Below are 14,297 nucleotides of genomic sequence, written 5' to 3' on the forward strand. Positions count from 1 at the left end.
ATCGCGCCGATCGCGATGGAAGACGGCCTGCGCTTCGCCATCCGCGAAGGCGGCCGGACCGTCGGCTCGGGCGTCGTCTCGAAGATCCTCGAGTGATCGGACCGGGACGCCGACAGGCGTCCCGACCGTTTGCTCCGCCGGGTGCGCCCCCGTGGCGCACCCGTCTCATTCAAGGGTTCGACGAAGGGGCAGGGTGGTCTTGCCTCCTCCTCTCAACTCTCACTAGCCGATGAAGGCCTACGATAATGCAAAGCCAGAACATTCGGATCCGGCTCAAGGCGTTCGACTACCGCGTGCTGGACGCCAGCACGCAGGAGATCGTGAACACCGCCAAGCGGACCGGTGCCGACGTGCGCGGCCCGATCCCGCTGCCGAACAAGATCGAGCGGTTCACCGTCCTCCGCGGGCCCCACGTGAACAAGAAGTCGCGCGACCAGTGGGAGATCCGTACCCACAAGCGTCTGCTCGACATCGTCGATCCGACGCCGCAGACGGTGGACGCGCTGATGAAGCTCGACCTCGCCGCCGGCGTCGACGTCGAGATCAAGGTGTAAGGAGGGCAAGGTATGATGCGCTCTGGAATCATCGCACGGAAGGTCGGGATGACCCGGATCTTCCAGGACGACGGGAAGCAGATCCCGGTGACCGTCCTGCAACTCGACAAGCTGCAGGTCGTGGCCCAGCGGACCGTCGACGCGCATGGCTACTCGGCCGTGCAGCTCGGCACCGGCACGATCAAGGCCAAGAACGTCTCGAAGCCGATGCGCGGCCATTTCGCCGCCGCCAAGGTCGAGCCCAAGCGCAAGGTCGCGGAGTTCCGCGTCGCGCCGGAGAACCTGATCGAGATCGGTGAGGAGATCACCGCCGACCACTACTTCGAGGGCCAGTTCGTCGACGTCAGCGGCACCTCGATCGGCAAAGGCTTCGCCGGCGCCATGAAGCGGCACAACTTCGGCGGCCTGCGCGCCTCGCACGGTGTGTCGATCAGCCACCGCTCGCACGGTTCGACCGGCCAGTGCCAGGACCCCGGCAAGGTCTTCAAGGGCAAGAAGATGGCCGGCCACATGGGCGCCGTCCGCGTGACCACGCAGAACCTGCAGGTCGTGAAGACGGACGCGGATCGCGGCATCATCATGATCAAGGGTGCCGTGCCAGGCGCCAAGGGCGGCTGGGTCACCATCAAGGACGCGGTCAAGAAGCCCGTGCCCGACGGGATCATCCTGCCCGCCGCTCTGAAGTCGGCCGCCGACGAGGCCAAGCGTGCCGCCGAGGAAGCCGCGAAGGCTGCCGAAGAAGAGGCCCGCGCCGCCGAGGAGGCCCGTCTGGCCGAAGAAGCGGCGCAGCAGGAAGCCGCGCTGAAGGAAGCCGAGGCGGATATCGCCGACGAGTCGTCCGATACCGACAATTCGGACGCCGAGAAGAAGGACGGTCAGGAATGAAACTCGACGTGATCAAACTGGACGGCGGCAGCGCCGGGTCGGTGGATCTCGCGGACGAGATCTACGATCTCGAACCGCGCGCCGACATCCTGCACCGGGTCGTGCGCTGGCAGCGCAACAAGGCGATGCAGGGCACCCATTCGACGCTCGGCCGCTCGGACGTGAGCTACTCGACCAAGAAGATCTACCGCCAGAAGGGCACCGGTGGCGCTCGCCACGGCGACCGCGGCGCGCCGATCTTCCGCAAGGGTGGTATCTACAAAGGCCCGACGCCGCGCAGCCACGCGCACGAGCTGCCCAAGAAGGTGCGCCGGCTCGGGCTCATGCACGCGCTGAGCGCGAAGGCGCGCGAGGGCAACCTCGTGATCCTCGAAAGCGCGGAGACCGACGGCAAGACCAAGACGCTCGCCAAGGCCGTGAAGGATCTCGGCTGGAAGCGCGCGCTGGTCATCGACGGGGCCGAGGTGAACGACGATTTCGCCCGCGCCGCGGCGAATATCGACGGGCTCGACGTGCTGCCGTCGATGGGCGCCAACGTCTACGACATCCTCAAGCGTGACACTCTGGTGATCACCAAGGCGGGGATCGAAGCACTGGAGGCTCGTCTGAAATGAACGCGAAGGCAGAGCACTACGACGTGATCCGCAAGCCGGTCATCACCGAGAAGTCCACGATGGCGTCGGAAAACAACGCCGTGGTCTTCGAGGTGGCGATGGACTCGACCAAGCCGCAGATCCGCGACGCGGTCGAGGCGCTGTTCGGCGTAAAGGTGAAGGCGGTGAACACCGCCATCCACAAGGGCAAGGTGAAGCGCTTCCGCGGCCAGAAGGGCCGCCGCGCGGACACCAAGAAAGCCTATGTCACGCTCGTCGAGGGCAACACCATCGACGTGACAACCGGCCTCTGATAGGAGGCTGCGAATCGTGACGTGGCCCCGGGCCTGACCCCGGGGCCACGTCGCTTTTCCACCGGGCGGATCCGCCCGGCCACCACCGGGGACCTTCGGGGCCCTACATCCGACGCCGGGCGCCCGATCGAGATCGGGTCCGGCCGACACATAGGCGAGGCGCCCGCTCGGGGCGACCGCGCCGCTTGCAAAACGGAAGACAGAAAGCATGGCACTCAAGTCGTACAAGCCGACGACGCCGGGCCAGCGCGGGCTGGTGCTGATCGACCGTTCGGAGCTGTGGAAAGGACGTCCCGTCAAGGCGCTCACCGAGGGCCTGACGAAGAAGGGCGGTCGCAACAACACCGGACGGATCACCGCACGCCGCCGCGGCGGGGGCGCAAAGCGCCTTTACCGGATCGTGGACTTCAAGCGTCGCAAGTTCGACATCCAGGGCACCGTCGCCCGGATCGAATACGACCCCAACCGCACCGCCTTCATCGCGCTCGTCCAGTACGACGACGGCGAGCAGGCCTACATCCTCGCGCCCCAGCGCCTCGCCATCGGCGATCGCGTGATCTCGGGCCAGCGCGCGGACATCAAGCCGGGCAACGCGATGCCGTTTTCGGGCATGCCGATCGGCACGATCGTTCACAACATCGAGCTGAAACCCGGCAAGGGCGGCCAGATCGCGCGCGCGGCGGGCACCTACGCCCAGTTCGTCGGTCGTGACGGCGGGTACGCCCAGATCCGTCTGTCGTCGGGCGAACTGCGCATGGTCCGCCAGGAATGCATGGCGACCGTCGGCGCGGTGTCGAACCCCGACAACTCGAACCAGAACATCGGCAAGGCCGGCCGCACCCGCCACATGGGCAAGCGTCCGTCGGTCCGCGGTGTCGTGATGAACCCGATCGACCACCCGCACGGCGGTGGCGAGGGGCGCACCTCGGGCGGCCGTCACCCGGTCACGCCGTGGGGCAAGCCCACCAAGGGCGCGCGCACGCGGGATACCAACAAGGCGTCGCAGAAGCTCATCATTCGCTCGCGTCACGCTCGGAAGAAGGGTCGCTAACACATGACACGTTCCGTCTGGAAAGGTCCGTTCGTCGACGCCTACGTCCTGAAAAAGGCCGAGGCCGCGCGCGAATCGGGCCGCAACGAAGTCATCAAGATCTGGTCGCGTCGGTCGACCATCCTGCCGCAATTCGTCGGCCTGACCTTCGGCGTCTACAACGGGCACAAGCATGTGCCGGTGAACGTCTCCGAGGACATGATCGGCCAGAAGTTCGGCGAGTACTCGCCCACCCGCACCTATTACGGGCACGCGGCGGACAAGAAAGCGAAGAGGAAATAAGCCATGGGCAAGGATAAGAATCCCCGCCGCGTGGCGGACAACGAGGCGATGGCGAAGCTTCGCATGCTGCGCACCAGCCCGCAGAAGCTGAACCTCGTCGCGGCGCTCATTCGCGGCAAGAAGGTCGACAAGGCCCTGAACGACCTGACCTTCTCGAAGAAGCGTATCGCCGTCGACGTGCGCAAGTGCCTCCAGTCGGCCATCGCCAACGCCGAGAACAACCATGGTCTCGACGTGGACGAACTGGTCGTCGCCGAGGCATATGTCGGCAAGAACCTGGTGATGAAGCGCGGTCGCCCGCGGGCCCGCGGCCGGTTCGGGCGCATCATGAAGCCGTTCTCGGAAATCACCATCAAGGTGCGTCAGGTCGAGGAGCAAGCCTAATGGGTAACAAGACCAATCCGATCGGCATGCGGCTCCAGGTCAACCGCACCTGGGACAGCCGCTGGTACGCCGACACCAAGGACTACGGCAATCTGCTGCTCGAGGATCTGAAGATCCGCGAGTTCATTCACGACGAGTGCAAGCAGGCCGGCGTGGCGCGCGTGATCATCGAGCGTCCGCACAAGAAGTGCCGCGTGACCGTTCATGCCGCCCGCCCGGGCGTCATCATCGGCAAGAAGGGCGCCGACATCGAGTCGCTGCGCAAGAAGCTCGCGCGGATGACCGCCTCGGAACTGCACCTCAACATCGTCGAGGTCCGCAAGCCCGAGCTCGATGCGCGGCTCGTGGGCGAGTCGATCGCGCAGCAGCTCGAGCGCCGGGTGTCGTTCCGCCGCGCGATGAAGCGCGCGGTCCAGAACGCGATGCGCATGGGCGCCCAGGGCATCCGTGTGAACCTGTCGGGCCGCCTCGGCGGCGCCGAGATCGCCCGGACCGAATGGTACCGCGAGGGCCGCGTTCCGCTGCACACGCTGCGTGCCGATATCGATCACGCGTCGGTCGAGGCCGAGACTCCCTATGGCATCATCGGGATCAAGGTCTGGATCTTCAAAGGCGAGATCATGGAGCACGATCCCCAGGCGCGCGACCGTCGCACGCAGGAGCTCCAGGACGGACCTGCACCGCGCGGTGCCGGCGGCCGTCGCTGAGGAGGACTGAGAGATGCTTCAACCCAAACGCACGAAGTTCCGCAAGCAGCAGAAAGGCCGGATCAAGGGCGAAGCCAAGGGCGGCTCCGACCTCAACTTCGGCTCCTACGGCCTGAAAGCGACCCAGCCCGAGCGCGTCACCGCGCGCCAGATCGAGGCGGCCCGCCGTGCCATGACGCGCCACATGAAGCGTCAAGGCCGCGTCTGGATCCGCATCTTCCCCGACACGCCCGTGTCGGCGAAGCCGATCGAGGTCCGGATGGGCAAGGGCAAGGGCTCGGTCGATCGCTGGGCCTGCAAGGTCAAGCCCGGCCGGGTGATGTTCGAGATCGACGGCGTCGGCGAGGACATCGCGCGCGAGGCCCTGCGCCTCGCCTCGATGAAGCTGCCGATCAAGACCCGGATCGTGGCCCGCGAGGACTGGTGATCCGGCGCATCTGCGCCGCAGGATAATTTGGCGCCTCCCGTCGCATCCGCGGCGGGGGGCGTTTTCCGTTTCGCCGCATGGCTTTACCGATCGGAACAGGACAGGGGGGGCGGCATGGCGCTCTACCGGATGGCGTTTGCCGGACAATCGACGTTCGGGGCATTCGAGGTGGCGGCGACCGTCGCGGCCGAGGATGTCGACACAGCCGAGGCCCGGTCGCGGCTGGCGATCTATCGCGCCTGGACCGATGCCGGGCACGCGCGGAGCGGGGACGGAGCGATGCCGGACCTCGCGCTGACCGATGCCGAACGGCTGTCACTGCTGTCGCGCGCCACTGCGTCCGAGGGTGTCGGCACGTTCGACTTCCGCGGCGAGGGCCAGCCGCCGGTTTCCACCGCGCGCAGGCTTCGCTAGGAGAGGCGCGATCGCAGCTTTCGCAGGGGCCCTGCCATGTCCGATATCCGCTCGCTCTTCGCCACGCGCCTCTATCGGGCACGCCTGTCGGACCACGGCCCGTCGATCGACGCGCGGGAGCTCGAGGCGTCGTGCCTGTCCATCGCCGAGGATGACGAGGCCGGGCAGGAATGGTGCGAACGCGAAGGCTATCCCGGCTACACCTCCTACGCCTCGCTGACCGATCTGCCCTGGCGGTTCCCGATCTTCGCCGAAGTGGTGAAGGCGCTCGACGCGCATGTGGCGGCTTTCGCGCAGGACCTGCAGTTCGATCTCGGCGACAAGGGGCTCGTGCTCGAGGACATCTGGATCAACGTTCTGCCCGAGGGCGGCTCGCACGGCTCGCACATTCACCCGCATTCGGTGATATCGGGCACCACCTACGTCGCGATGCCCGAGGGAACGAGCGCGCTCAAGCTCGAGGATCCGCGCCTGCCGATGATGATGGCCGCACCGACCCGCACGCGCGACTGCCGCGACGAGCTTCGCAGCTTCGTCTACGTCGCGCCGGAGGCCGGCGACGTCCTTCTGTGGGAGAGCTGGCTGCGCCACGAAGTGCCGATGAACATGGCCGAGGAGGATCGGATCTCGGTCAGTTTCAATTACAAGTGGGAGTAGCCGCAGGGGCGTAACGGCCCGCCATTGCCGATGTCGCGGTATTCGGGGTTGCCAAACGGCAGGATCCGCTGTACGCGACGCGCTCATCCACGGACTCCACCGGAATCAGGGTGACCCTCGCATAGGGGAGGGGCTCTCCGGTGATGTTGAGAGAAAGGGGCGACATGAACGCCAGCGACCTCCGTGACAAGACCCCGGACGAACTCCGGGACCAGCTTGTCCAGCTCAAGAAAGAGGCCTTCAACCTGCGGTTCCAGCAGGCGACCGGCCAGATGGAAAGCACCTCGCGCATGCGCAGCGTCCGCCGCGACGTCGCGCGCGTGAAGACCATCCTGAACGAAAAGGCGGCCGCGGCCGCCACGACCGAGTAAGGGGACACAGAGAATGCCCAAGCGTATCCTGCAAGGCACCGTGACCTCGACCGCCAACGCCCAGACGGTGACGGTTTCGGTCGAACGCCGCTTCAAGCACCCGGTGCTTCAGAAGACGATCAAGAAATCCAAGAAGTACCGCGCCCACGATGAGGGCGACGCCTTCAACGTCGGTGATTTCGTGATGATCCGCGAATGCGCGCCCAAGTCCAAGACCAAGCGCTGGGAGGTCATGACCCCCGAGATGATCGAGGATCACGAGAAGAAGCGCGCCGAGAACGCCCAGTACGAGCGTGAGCGCTGGGAGGCCAAGCAGGCCGGAACCGAAGCCGCCCACTGAGTGGGCGCAGCCGGGGCCCGGCTCGGGCCCCGGACCAGATCAATCGAAACCCCGGAGAGTTAACCAGAACAGCTCCGGAAGGTCGGGAGAAACGCCATGATCCAGATGCAGACCAATCTGGATGTCGCTGACAATTCGGGTGCCCGAAAAGTTCAGTGCATCAAGGTCCTGGGTGGCTCCAAGCGCAAGTATGCGTCCGTGGGCGACATCATCGTCGTCTCGGTCAAGGAAGCCATCCCGCGCGGCCGCGTGAAAAAGGGCGATGTCCGCAAGGCCGTCGTCGTGCGCACCGCCAAGGAAGTCCGTCGCGAAGACGGAACCGCCATCCGCTTCGACCGCAACGCGGCGGTGATCCTCAACAATGCGGGCGAGCCGATCGGCACCCGTATCTTCGGCCCCGTGGTGCGCGAGCTCCGGGCGAAGAACTTCATGAAGATCATCTCGCTGGCTCCGGAGGTGCTCTGATGGCTGCGAAACTCAAGAAGGGCGACAAGGTCGTCGTGCTTGCCGGCAAGGACAAGGGCAAGGAAGGCACCATCACCACGGTGCTCCCCAAGGACGGCAAGGCGATCGTCGACGGCGTGAACATGGCCGTCCGTCACCAGCGCCAGACCCAGACAAATCAGGGCGGCCGTCAGCCGAAGGCGCTGCCGATCGACCTGTCGAACCTCGCGCTGCTCGACAAGAACGGCAAGCCGACCCGCGTCGGTTTCCGCGTCGAGGGCGAGAAGAAGGTGCGCTACGCCAAGACCACGGGGGACGTGATCGATGCTTGATACCGCGACCTACACCCCGCGTCTGCGTCAGCAGTTCCGCGACGACGTCAAGGCCAAGCTCAAGGAAGAGTTCGGCTACAGGAACGACATGCAGATCCCGCGGCTCGACAAGATCGTGCTGAACATCGGCTGCGGTGCCGAGGCGGTGCGTGACTCCAAGAAGGCCAAGTCGGCCCAGGAGGATCTCACCCGGATCGCGGGCCAGCATGCCGTCGTGACGAAGGCGAAGAAGTCGATCGCCGGCTTCCGCGTGCGTGAAGAGATGCCGCTCGGCGCGAAGGTCACCCTGCGGGGCGACCGGATGTACGAGTTTCTCGACCGGCTGATCACCATCGCGATGCCGCGCATCCGCGACTTCCGCGGGGTGAAGCCGAGCTTCGACGGCCGCGGCAACTTCGCGATGGGCATCAAGGAGCACATCGTCTTCCCCGAGATCGATTTCGACAAGGTCGACGAGGTCTGGGGCATGGACATCATCATCGCCACCACGGCGAAGACCGATGCCGAGGGCAAGGCGCTTCTGAAGCACTTCAACATGCCGTTCACGAGCTGAAGGAACCTAGGACATGGCAAAGAAATCCATGGTCGAACGTCAGAAGAAGCGTGAGCGGCTCGTGGCACAATACGCCGCCAAGCGCGCTTCTCTGAAAGAGATCGCAAACGACGAATCCAAGCCGATGGAAGAGCGGTTCAAGGCCCGCCTCAAACTGGCGGAGCTGCCCCGCAACTCCTCGCCCACGCGGCTCAACAACCGCTGTCAGCTGACGGGGCGTCCGCACGCCTATTACCGCAAGCTGAAGATCAGCCGGATCATGCTGCGCGACCTCGGCAACAAGGGCCAGCTTCCGGGCATGGTCAAGTCGAGCTGGTAAGGAGGGGCTGAGACATGAACGATCCGATCGGTGATATGCTCACCCGCATCCGCAACGCCGGCATGCGCGGCAAGTCGACGGTGTCGACGCCCGCGTCCAAGCTGCGCGCCTGGGTGCTCGATGTCCTCGCGGACGAAGGCTACATCCGTGGCTACGAGAAGACGACCGACAAGAACGGTCACCCCGCGCTCGAGATCTCGCTCAAGTACTACGAGGGCGAGCCGGTGATCCGCGAGCTCAAGCGCGTCTCGAAGCCCGGCCGCCGCGTCTATCTCGGTGTCCAGAACATTCCGCAGGTCCGCCAGGGTCTCGGCGTGTCGATCGTCTCCACGCCCAAGGGCGTCATGAGCGATCACGCGGCGCGCGCCCAGAACGTGGGCGGCGAAGTGCTCTGCACGGTATTCTAAGGAGGCCTGACAATGTCTCGTATTGGTAAGAAGCCGGTCGAGCTGCCCTCGGGTGTCTCCGCATCCGTGTCGGGCCAGACGATCGAGGTGAAGGGGCCGAAAGGCACCCAGAGCTTCACCGCCACCGACGACGTGACCATCGCGGTCGATGACAACCTCGTCACCGTGACGCCGCGCGGCAAGTCCAAGCGCGCGCGTCAGCAGTGGGGTATGTCCCGCACCGTGATCTCCAACCTCGTCCACGGGGTCCAGAACACCTTCAAGAAGGATCTGGAGATCCAGGGCGTCGGTTACCGGGCGCAGGTTCAGGGCAACGTCCTGAAGCTGAACCTCGGCCTGTCGCACGACGTCGACTTCCCCATTCCGGAAGGGATCACCATCACCGCGGCGAAGCCGACCGAACTCACCGTCGAGGGTCACGACCTTCAGCAGGTGGGGCAGGTGGCCTCGGACATCCGCGATTGGCGGCGCCCGGAACCCTACAAGGGCAAAGGCATCCGCTACAAGGGTGAGTACATCTTCCAGAAGGAAGGCAAGAAGAAGTAAGGACGGCGAACATGGCATACGACAAGAGAGTGCAGTTCCTGAAGCGCCGTCTGCGCGTGCGGAACAAGTTGCGCGCGGTGAACGAGGGGCGGATGCGCCTGTCGGTCCACCGCTCGAACAAGAATATCAGCGTTCAGCTGATCGACGACGTGAACGGCGTGACCGTCGCGGCGGCCTCGACGCTTGAGAAGGACCTCGGCGTCGTCGGCAAGAACAACGTCGAGGCGGCCCAGAAGGTCGGTGCGGCGATTGCCGAGCGCGCCAAGAAGGCGGGCGTCGAAGAGGCGTATTTCGACCGTGGCGGCTTTCTGTTCCACGGTCGGGTGAAGGCCGTGGCGGACGCCGCGCGCGACGCCGGCCTCAAGATCTGATGCGAGGGCGGGGGAGACCCCGCCCCGTGCATTTGGCGGTCTCGGGCCGCCGCGTCGCGGGCATCGCGCGGGGTCGTTCCCCCGGCGCCCGCAACAAGAGCAGGCGGCCCGCGCCGCCTCGATGATCGGGGGCCTGTTAATGGTCACTGCGATTGGATCAGCCGGGCGCCAGCGCCCATGACGAAAAGGATGCCTGAATGGCAGAACGTGACAACAGACGGGGCGGCCGCCGCGATCGCGACGAGGCCCCCGAATTCGCCGATCGCCTCGTTGCGATCAATCGCGTCTCGAAGACGGTGAAGGGCGGCAAGCGCTTCGGCTTTGCGGCGCTCGTCGTCGTGGGCGACCAGAAGGGCCGTGTCGGCTTCGGCAAGGGCAAGGCCAAGGAGGTCCCCGAGGCGATCCGCAAGGCGACCGAGCAGGCGAAGCGCAAGATGATGCGCGTGCCGCTGCGCGAAGGTCGGACGCTGCACCACGACATCAACGGCCGTCACGGCGCGGGCCGCGTCGTGATGCGCACCGCACCGCAGGGTACGGGTATCATCGCGGGTGGTCCGATGCGCGCCGTGTTCGAGATGCTGGGCGTCCAGGACGTCGTGGCGAAATCGAACGGGTCGCAGAACCCCTACAACATGATCCGTGCCACGCTCGAGGGCCTCTCGCGCCAGCAGAGCCCGCGCCACGTGGCGCAGCGCCGCGGCAAGAAGGTGTCCGACATCCTGCCCAAGCGGGACGAGGCTCCGGATCACGGCGACCCGCAGACCATCCTCGCCGAGGAGGCGTAATCCATGGCCAAGACCATCGTCGTGAAGCAGATCGGCTCGCCGATCCGCCGCCCCGAGATCCAGCGCAAGACGCTGATCGGCCTCGGGCTCAACAAGATGCACAAGACGCGCGAACTCGAGGATACGCCGGCGATCCGCGGCATGATCCGCAAGATCCCGCATCTCGTCGAGATCGTCGAAGAGCGCGGCTGAGGCAGCGCCCTTTCGAAGCGAACAGAAGACCCCCCGCCGGACGACCGGCGGGGGTTTTTTCGTGTCGGGGGGCGGGCGTCAGACCTGGACGCTGATCTTGCCGAAATGCGCGCCGGATTCCTCGTGCCGGAAGGCGTCGGCCAGCTCGTCGAGCGGGAAGCTGCGGTCGAGCACCGGGTGGAGGCCTGTGGTTTCCATTGCGCGGACCATGTCCTGCTGGTGGCGCCGGCTTCCGACGATGAGCCCCTGAAGACGCTGGTGCTTGGCCATCATCGCGGCTGTCGGAATCTCGCCCGTGCGCCCGGTCAGGACGCCGATCAGCGCCATGTGTCCGCCGATGCGGCAGGCCTGTATCGACTGTCCCAACGTGGCCGGGCCCCCGACCTCGATCACGTGATCGACACCGCGTCCGTCGGTGGCGTCGGCGATGGCAGCGCCCCACTCCTCGGTGTCGCGGTAATTCACGACATGGGCCGCCCCCATCTGGGTCAGCCGCTCGGCCTTGTCGGGCGACGATGTCGTGGCGAAGACCCGTGCGCCCATAGCCCTGGCGATCTGCAGCGCATAGATCGACACGCCCCCGGTGCCGAGGACGAGCACGTCGTCACCGGCCTTCAGCCCGCCATCGACCACAAGGGCGCGCCACGCCGTGAGGCCCGCGGTGGTGATGGTCGCGGCTTCCTCGTGGCTCCAGCCTGCCGGCGCACGGGTGAACGACGTGGCCGGGGCGACCACCACTTCGCGCGCGAAGCCGTCGATGCCGTCGCCGGGCGTGGTCGAAAAATCCGCGATCGGCGGCGGCCCGTCGATCCAACGCGGAAAGAAGGTCGATACGACCGCGTCGCCCACGGCGAAATCGGTCACGCCGTCGCCGATGGCTTCGACATCGCCGGCCCCGTCGGACATCGGGATGCGCCCGTCCTCGGTCGGCATGTTGCCCGAGACGACGCCGTAATCGTGGAAATTGAGCGAGGAGGCGCGGACACGAACGCGGATCTCGCCGGGGCCGGGGTCACCGGGATCCGGCGCCTCGGTCACCGACAGGCGATCGAGGCCGCCGGGCTTGGCGAGTGTCATTGTCTTCATGGAGTCCTCCGCAACTGGGCATCGTGCCGGGCGGAGGTAATCGCGGGCCGCGCGGGATCAAACGCGCGGCCCGTGACGCTGCGAAATCAGGCTGCCCGGCGCTGGCGCGAGCGACGCGGCCGACGAGCTGCGGGTTTGCCGCCGCCGCCCGGCTTGCCGCCGCCGCCGCCGCGGCGCTTTTTCGGCGCGGAGTCGCGCGGAGCGGACCAGGGTTCGCCACCGGCGACCGGAATCTCGCGGCCCATCACCTTTTCGATGTCGCGCAGCTCTCCCATCTCGGCGGGTGCGCAGAATGCGATGGCGGCGCCGTCACGCCCGGCCCGGGCGGTGCGGCCGATCCGGTGCACGTAGTTGTCCGGCACGTTGGGCAGATCGAAGTTGTAGACGTGGCGGACCTCCGGCACGTCGATACCGCGGGCGGCGACGTCCGTGGCGACCAGCACGCGCAGGTCCCCGGCGCGGAAGCCCTTGAGCGCGCGTTCGCGCTGGCCCTGGCTCTTGTTGCCGTGAACCGAGGCGGCGGCAAAGCCCGCCCGGTCGAGCGTCTTCATCAGTCGCTCGGCGCCGTGCTTGGTGCGCGCGAAGACCAGCGCCGACTCGTCGCGATGCGCGTCGAGCATGTCGATCAGGAGCGACGCCTTTTCGGCCTGCTCGACGAAATGCACGCTCTGCTCGATCTTGTCGGCGGGCTTGCCCGGGGGCGCCGTTTCGATCCGGACCGGATCGGTCAGGTATGCGCTCGCGATCTCGCCCATCAGCTTGGGCATGGTCGCGGAGAACAGCATCGTCTGACGCTCCGCCGGAAGCAGTTTCGCGATCTGGCGCAGCGCATGGATGAACCCGAGGTCGAGCATCTGGTCGGCCTCGTCGAGCACCAGGAACTCGGTGCGGTCGAGGCGGACCGACTGACGCTCGAGGTGGTCGATGAGCCGGCCCGGCGTGGCGACGAGGATGTCGCAGCCGCGCGAGAGCTTGTTGACCTGCGGATTGATCGAGGCGCCGCCGACCACAAGCTCCACGCGCACCGAGGTGCCCGCGGCGTAGGCGCGGAGGTTGTCGAGGATCTGCCGCGCAAGCTCGCGCGTCGGTGCGAGGACGAGGCCGCGCACCGTCTTGGGGGCGGGGCGTCCCTCCATCCGCATCAGCGCGGAGACGAGGGGCAGGCCGAAGGCCGCGGTCTTGCCGGTGCCGGTCTGGGCGAGGCCCATGACGTCGCGACCATTCATCGCTTCGGGGATGGCGCGGGTCTGGATCGGGGTCGGGTCGGTGATGCCCATCTCGGTGAGATTGCGGGCGAGGCGGGGCGGCAGCCCCAGCATGTCGAAATCCAAGGGATATGTCCTGTCATGGCGCGGCATGAGCCGCTCGTCGGTCGGCGCCCGCATCCCGGTCCGGGGCGGGCGGTCGCGTTCGGGTGAACCCGCCGATCGACGCGCGGCCGGATGCCGTCGCGTCGCCTGCGGGCGTCGGACCCCCGCGTGAATTGGGAACCAGGTTGAAATGTCGCGCTGCGCCCCGGGCCCGTGGCCACTTCGGGGGGCGTCGCCTGCTCACGCGGCAGGACTGGCGCATGGCGTGCAGATAGACAGGCGTCGTAGTGAAGTCAATCCGCGCCGGACGCGGGTCTTGATCCGGCCGACGGGCCATTCTATACGCGCCCGGTGATCCCGCCCGGGGTCACGACTCGTACACATGCAAAGCCGTGGTCGGCCCGCTTCCGTCGCTCGGGGGCCGCATCCGGCAAGGAGAAGCGACATGAAACTGCACGAACTGCGCGACAACGACGGCGCGGCCCGCAAGAAGAAGCGCATCGCGCGCGGCCCCGGCTCCGGCAAGGGCAAGATGGGCGGCCGCGGCATCAAGGGCCAGAAATCCCGTTCGGGCGTGGCGATCAACGGCTACGAGGGCGGCCAGATGCCGCTCTACCAGCGCCTTCCCAAGCGCGGCTTCAACAAGCCCAACCGCAAGTCCTATGCCATCGTGAACCTCGGCATGATCGCCAAGTTCGTCGAGGCGGGCAAGATCGACGCCGGCGCTCCGGTCACCGAAGAGGTGCTGGTGCAGTCGGGCCTCGTCCGCCGCAAGCTCGATGGCGTGCGCGTTCTCGCCAAGGGCGAACTGACCAAGCCGGTCAATCTCGAGGTGTCCGGCGCGTCCAAATCGGCCGTCGAGGCGGTCGAGAAGGCTGGCGGCTCGATCAAGGTGACCGCTCCGGTCACGGCGGATCAAGCGGCCGAATAAGGAGTTGTGGGGCGCGCGCGCGCCCTTTACATCTCCCCTGAG

The 14,297-nt window shown here is 66.6% G+C and carries 25 protein-coding genes and 1 pseudogene; 24 read left to right on the forward strand and 2 right to left on the reverse strand.

The features are described from left to right. From ROJ8625_RS19200 to rpmD, 23 genes and pseudogenes are all read left to right on the forward strand, one after another. A partial coding sequence (locus tag ROJ8625_RS19200) for an EF-Tu C-terminal domain-related protein (RefSeq protein WP_139196161.1) occupies nucleotides 1-96 on the forward strand: 96 nt, incomplete at its 5' end. A gap of 149 nt (nucleotides 97-245) precedes the next feature. Next, the gene (gene rpsJ / locus ROJ8625_RS19205) at nucleotides 246-554 is read left to right on the forward strand and encodes a 30S ribosomal protein S10 (protein ID WP_043773807.1); all 309 of its coding nucleotides are present in this window, start codon (nucleotides 246-248) and stop codon (nucleotides 552-554) included. A 12-nt stretch (nucleotides 555-566) separates the two neighbouring features. Further along, nucleotides 567-1,439, forward strand: coding sequence for a 50S ribosomal protein L3 (gene rplC / locus ROJ8625_RS19210; protein ID WP_085793553.1), 873 nt, complete (start codon nucleotides 567-569; stop codon nucleotides 1,437-1,439). Beyond that, entirely contained in the window at nucleotides 1,436-2,053 is a 618-nt protein-coding gene (rplD, locus tag ROJ8625_RS19215; RefSeq protein ID WP_085793554.1) for a 50S ribosomal protein L4, read from the forward strand. The genes rplC and rplD overlap by 4 nt, the downstream gene beginning before the upstream one ends. After that, nucleotides 2,050-2,346, forward strand: a complete 297-nt coding sequence (locus tag ROJ8625_RS19220) for a 50S ribosomal protein L23 (RefSeq protein ID WP_085793555.1) — start codon at nucleotides 2,050-2,052, stop codon at nucleotides 2,344-2,346. Before rplD ends, ROJ8625_RS19220 begins: the two co-directional genes overlap by 4 nt. A gap of 208 nt (nucleotides 2,347-2,554) precedes the next feature. Then, nucleotides 2,555-3,397 carry a 50S ribosomal protein L2 gene (gene rplB / locus ROJ8625_RS19225; RefSeq protein WP_085793556.1) on the forward strand — a complete coding sequence of 281 codons (843 nt, stop codon included), beginning with the start codon at nucleotides 2,555-2,557 and terminating at the stop codon, nucleotides 3,395-3,397. A 3-nt stretch (nucleotides 3,398-3,400) separates the two neighbouring features. Beyond that, nucleotides 3,401-3,679, forward strand: coding sequence for a 30S ribosomal protein S19 (gene rpsS / locus ROJ8625_RS19230; protein WP_043773797.1), 279 nt, complete (start codon nucleotides 3,401-3,403; stop codon nucleotides 3,677-3,679). Between the two features lie 3 nt (nucleotides 3,680-3,682). After that, on the forward strand, nucleotides 3,683-4,063 hold the full coding sequence (rplV, locus tag ROJ8625_RS19235) for a 50S ribosomal protein L22 (RefSeq protein ID WP_085793557.1): 381 nt from the start codon (nucleotides 3,683-3,685) through the stop codon (nucleotides 4,061-4,063). After that, nucleotides 4,063-4,770: a 30S ribosomal protein S3 gene (gene rpsC / locus ROJ8625_RS19240; protein ID WP_085793558.1), complete on the forward strand. Its 708-nt coding sequence runs from the start codon at nucleotides 4,063-4,065 to the stop codon at nucleotides 4,768-4,770. The genes rplV and rpsC overlap by 1 nt, the downstream gene beginning before the upstream one ends. Nucleotides 4,771-4,783: 13 nt before the next feature. Further along, nucleotides 4,784-5,197 (forward strand): 50S ribosomal protein L16, encoded by a 414-nt coding sequence (gene rplP / locus ROJ8625_RS19245; protein WP_085793559.1) that lies wholly within the window; start codon nucleotides 4,784-4,786, stop codon nucleotides 5,195-5,197. 114 nt (nucleotides 5,198-5,311) lie between these two features. After that, the gene (locus tag ROJ8625_RS19250; protein ID WP_085793560.1) at nucleotides 5,312-5,611 is read left to right on the forward strand and encodes a hypothetical protein; all 300 of its coding nucleotides are present in this window, start codon (nucleotides 5,312-5,314) and stop codon (nucleotides 5,609-5,611) included. Between the two features lie 36 nt (nucleotides 5,612-5,647). After that, nucleotides 5,648-6,268: a TIGR02466 family protein gene (locus ROJ8625_RS19255; RefSeq protein ID WP_085793561.1), complete on the forward strand. Its 621-nt coding sequence runs from the start codon at nucleotides 5,648-5,650 to the stop codon at nucleotides 6,266-6,268. 164 nt (nucleotides 6,269-6,432) lie between these two features. Beyond that, nucleotides 6,433-6,639: a 50S ribosomal protein L29 gene (gene rpmC / locus ROJ8625_RS19260; RefSeq protein WP_085793562.1), complete on the forward strand. Its 207-nt coding sequence runs from the start codon at nucleotides 6,433-6,435 to the stop codon at nucleotides 6,637-6,639. 13 nt (nucleotides 6,640-6,652) lie between these two features. Then, nucleotides 6,653-6,874: pseudogene (gene rpsQ / locus ROJ8625_RS19265) on the forward strand (30S ribosomal protein S17); the annotation flags it as partial. A gap of 201 nt (nucleotides 6,875-7,075) precedes the next feature. Next, nucleotides 7,076-7,444: a 50S ribosomal protein L14 gene (gene rplN, locus ROJ8625_RS19270; RefSeq protein ID WP_085793564.1), complete on the forward strand. Its 369-nt coding sequence runs from the start codon at nucleotides 7,076-7,078 to the stop codon at nucleotides 7,442-7,444. After that, a complete protein-coding gene (gene rplX / locus ROJ8625_RS19275) occupies nucleotides 7,444-7,755 on the forward strand; it encodes a 50S ribosomal protein L24 (RefSeq protein ID WP_085793565.1) in 312 nt (103 codons plus the stop codon). The genes rplN and rplX overlap by 1 nt, the downstream gene beginning before the upstream one ends. Next, on the forward strand, nucleotides 7,748-8,308 hold the full coding sequence (gene rplE, locus ROJ8625_RS19280) for a 50S ribosomal protein L5 (protein ID WP_085793566.1): 561 nt from the start codon (nucleotides 7,748-7,750) through the stop codon (nucleotides 8,306-8,308). Before rplX ends, rplE begins: the two co-directional genes overlap by 8 nt. 13 nt (nucleotides 8,309-8,321) lie before the next feature. After that, entirely contained in the window at nucleotides 8,322-8,627 is a 306-nt protein-coding gene (rpsN, locus tag ROJ8625_RS19285; RefSeq protein WP_085793567.1) for a 30S ribosomal protein S14, read from the forward strand. A gap of 14 nt (nucleotides 8,628-8,641) precedes the next feature. Beyond that, a complete protein-coding gene (rpsH, locus tag ROJ8625_RS19290) occupies nucleotides 8,642-9,034 on the forward strand; it encodes a 30S ribosomal protein S8 (RefSeq protein ID WP_085793568.1) in 393 nt (130 codons plus the stop codon). A gap of 12 nt (nucleotides 9,035-9,046) precedes the next feature. Further along, complete coding sequence (gene rplF / locus ROJ8625_RS19295) at nucleotides 9,047-9,580, forward strand: 50S ribosomal protein L6 (protein WP_085793569.1); 534 nt, start codon at nucleotides 9,047-9,049, stop codon at nucleotides 9,578-9,580. 11 nt (nucleotides 9,581-9,591) lie between these two features. Next, nucleotides 9,592-9,951, forward strand: a complete 360-nt coding sequence (gene rplR, locus ROJ8625_RS19300; protein ID WP_085793570.1) for a 50S ribosomal protein L18 — start codon at nucleotides 9,592-9,594, stop codon at nucleotides 9,949-9,951. A gap of 197 nt (nucleotides 9,952-10,148) precedes the next feature. Beyond that, nucleotides 10,149-10,736 carry a 30S ribosomal protein S5 gene (rpsE, locus tag ROJ8625_RS19305; protein WP_085793571.1) on the forward strand — a complete coding sequence of 196 codons (588 nt, stop codon included), beginning with the start codon at nucleotides 10,149-10,151 and terminating at the stop codon, nucleotides 10,734-10,736. A gap of 3 nt (nucleotides 10,737-10,739) precedes the next feature. Continuing rightward, entirely contained in the window at nucleotides 10,740-10,928 is a 189-nt protein-coding gene (rpmD, locus tag ROJ8625_RS19310; protein WP_085793572.1) for a 50S ribosomal protein L30, read from the forward strand. A gap of 78 nt (nucleotides 10,929-11,006) precedes the next feature. Here rpmD and ROJ8625_RS19315 read toward each other — a convergent pair whose 3' ends face one another. Next, complete coding sequence (locus ROJ8625_RS19315; protein WP_085793573.1) at nucleotides 11,007-12,014, reverse strand: zinc-dependent alcohol dehydrogenase family protein; 1,008 nt, start codon at nucleotides 12,012-12,014, stop codon at nucleotides 11,007-11,009. Between the two features lie 86 nt (nucleotides 12,015-12,100). Further along, nucleotides 12,101-13,345 carry a DEAD/DEAH box helicase gene (locus tag ROJ8625_RS19320; protein WP_370738491.1) on the reverse strand — a complete coding sequence of 415 codons (1,245 nt, stop codon included), beginning with the start codon at nucleotides 13,343-13,345 and terminating at the stop codon, nucleotides 12,101-12,103. A gap of 424 nt (nucleotides 13,346-13,769) precedes the next feature. On the opposite strand from ROJ8625_RS19320, the gene rplO reads away from it, so the two are divergent. After that, nucleotides 13,770-14,255 (forward strand): 50S ribosomal protein L15, encoded by a 486-nt coding sequence (gene rplO / locus ROJ8625_RS19325; protein ID WP_085793574.1) that lies wholly within the window; start codon nucleotides 13,770-13,772, stop codon nucleotides 14,253-14,255. Nucleotides 14,256-14,297 lie beyond the last annotated feature (42 nt).

Source organism: Roseivivax jejudonensis (assembly GCF_900172265.1).
In the GTDB taxonomy this organism is placed as follows: Bacteria; Pseudomonadota; Alphaproteobacteria; order Rhodobacterales; family Rhodobacteraceae; genus Roseivivax; species Roseivivax jejudonensis.

Excerpts from the sequence above, each read along its gene's own strand:
- rpsJ (WP_043773807.1), top strand. The coding sequence starts at position 246 with ATGCAAAGCCAGAACATTCGGATCCGGCTCAAGGCGTTCGACTACCGC.
- rplC (WP_085793553.1), top strand. The coding sequence starts at position 567 with ATGATGCGCTCTGGAATCATCGCACGGAAGGTCGGGATGACCCGGATC.
- rplD (WP_085793554.1), top strand. The coding sequence starts at position 1,436 with ATGAAACTCGACGTGATCAAACTGGACGGCGGCAGCGCCGGGTCGGTG.
- ROJ8625_RS19220 (WP_085793555.1), top strand. The coding sequence starts at position 2,050 with ATGAACGCGAAGGCAGAGCACTACGACGTGATCCGCAAGCCGGTCATC.
- rplB (WP_085793556.1), top strand. The coding sequence starts at position 2,555 with ATGGCACTCAAGTCGTACAAGCCGACGACGCCGGGCCAGCGCGGGCTG.
- rpsS (WP_043773797.1), top strand. The coding sequence starts at position 3,401 with ATGACACGTTCCGTCTGGAAAGGTCCGTTCGTCGACGCCTACGTCCTG.
- rplV (WP_085793557.1), top strand. The coding sequence starts at position 3,683 with ATGGGCAAGGATAAGAATCCCCGCCGCGTGGCGGACAACGAGGCGATG.
- rpsC (WP_085793558.1), top strand. The coding sequence starts at position 4,063 with ATGGGTAACAAGACCAATCCGATCGGCATGCGGCTCCAGGTCAACCGC.
- rplP (WP_085793559.1), top strand. The coding sequence starts at position 4,784 with ATGCTTCAACCCAAACGCACGAAGTTCCGCAAGCAGCAGAAAGGCCGG.
- ROJ8625_RS19250 (WP_085793560.1), top strand. The coding sequence starts at position 5,312 with ATGGCGCTCTACCGGATGGCGTTTGCCGGACAATCGACGTTCGGGGCA.
- ROJ8625_RS19255 (WP_085793561.1), top strand. The coding sequence starts at position 5,648 with ATGTCCGATATCCGCTCGCTCTTCGCCACGCGCCTCTATCGGGCACGC.
- rpmC (WP_085793562.1), top strand. The coding sequence starts at position 6,433 with ATGAACGCCAGCGACCTCCGTGACAAGACCCCGGACGAACTCCGGGAC.
- rplN (WP_085793564.1), top strand. The coding sequence starts at position 7,076 with ATGATCCAGATGCAGACCAATCTGGATGTCGCTGACAATTCGGGTGCC.
- rplX (WP_085793565.1), top strand. The coding sequence starts at position 7,444 with ATGGCTGCGAAACTCAAGAAGGGCGACAAGGTCGTCGTGCTTGCCGGC.
- rplE (WP_085793566.1), top strand. The coding sequence starts at position 7,748 with ATGCTTGATACCGCGACCTACACCCCGCGTCTGCGTCAGCAGTTCCGC.
- rpsN (WP_085793567.1), top strand. The coding sequence starts at position 8,322 with ATGGCAAAGAAATCCATGGTCGAACGTCAGAAGAAGCGTGAGCGGCTC.
- rpsH (WP_085793568.1), top strand. The coding sequence starts at position 8,642 with ATGAACGATCCGATCGGTGATATGCTCACCCGCATCCGCAACGCCGGC.
- rplF (WP_085793569.1), top strand. The coding sequence starts at position 9,047 with ATGTCTCGTATTGGTAAGAAGCCGGTCGAGCTGCCCTCGGGTGTCTCC.
- rplR (WP_085793570.1), top strand. The coding sequence starts at position 9,592 with ATGGCATACGACAAGAGAGTGCAGTTCCTGAAGCGCCGTCTGCGCGTG.
- rpsE (WP_085793571.1), top strand. The coding sequence starts at position 10,149 with ATGGCAGAACGTGACAACAGACGGGGCGGCCGCCGCGATCGCGACGAG.
- rpmD (WP_085793572.1), top strand. The coding sequence starts at position 10,740 with ATGGCCAAGACCATCGTCGTGAAGCAGATCGGCTCGCCGATCCGCCGC.
- ROJ8625_RS19315 (WP_085793573.1), bottom strand. The coding sequence starts at position 12,014 with ATGAAGACAATGACACTCGCCAAGCCCGGCGGCCTCGATCGCCTGTCG.
- rplO (WP_085793574.1), top strand. The coding sequence starts at position 13,770 with ATGAAACTGCACGAACTGCGCGACAACGACGGCGCGGCCCGCAAGAAG.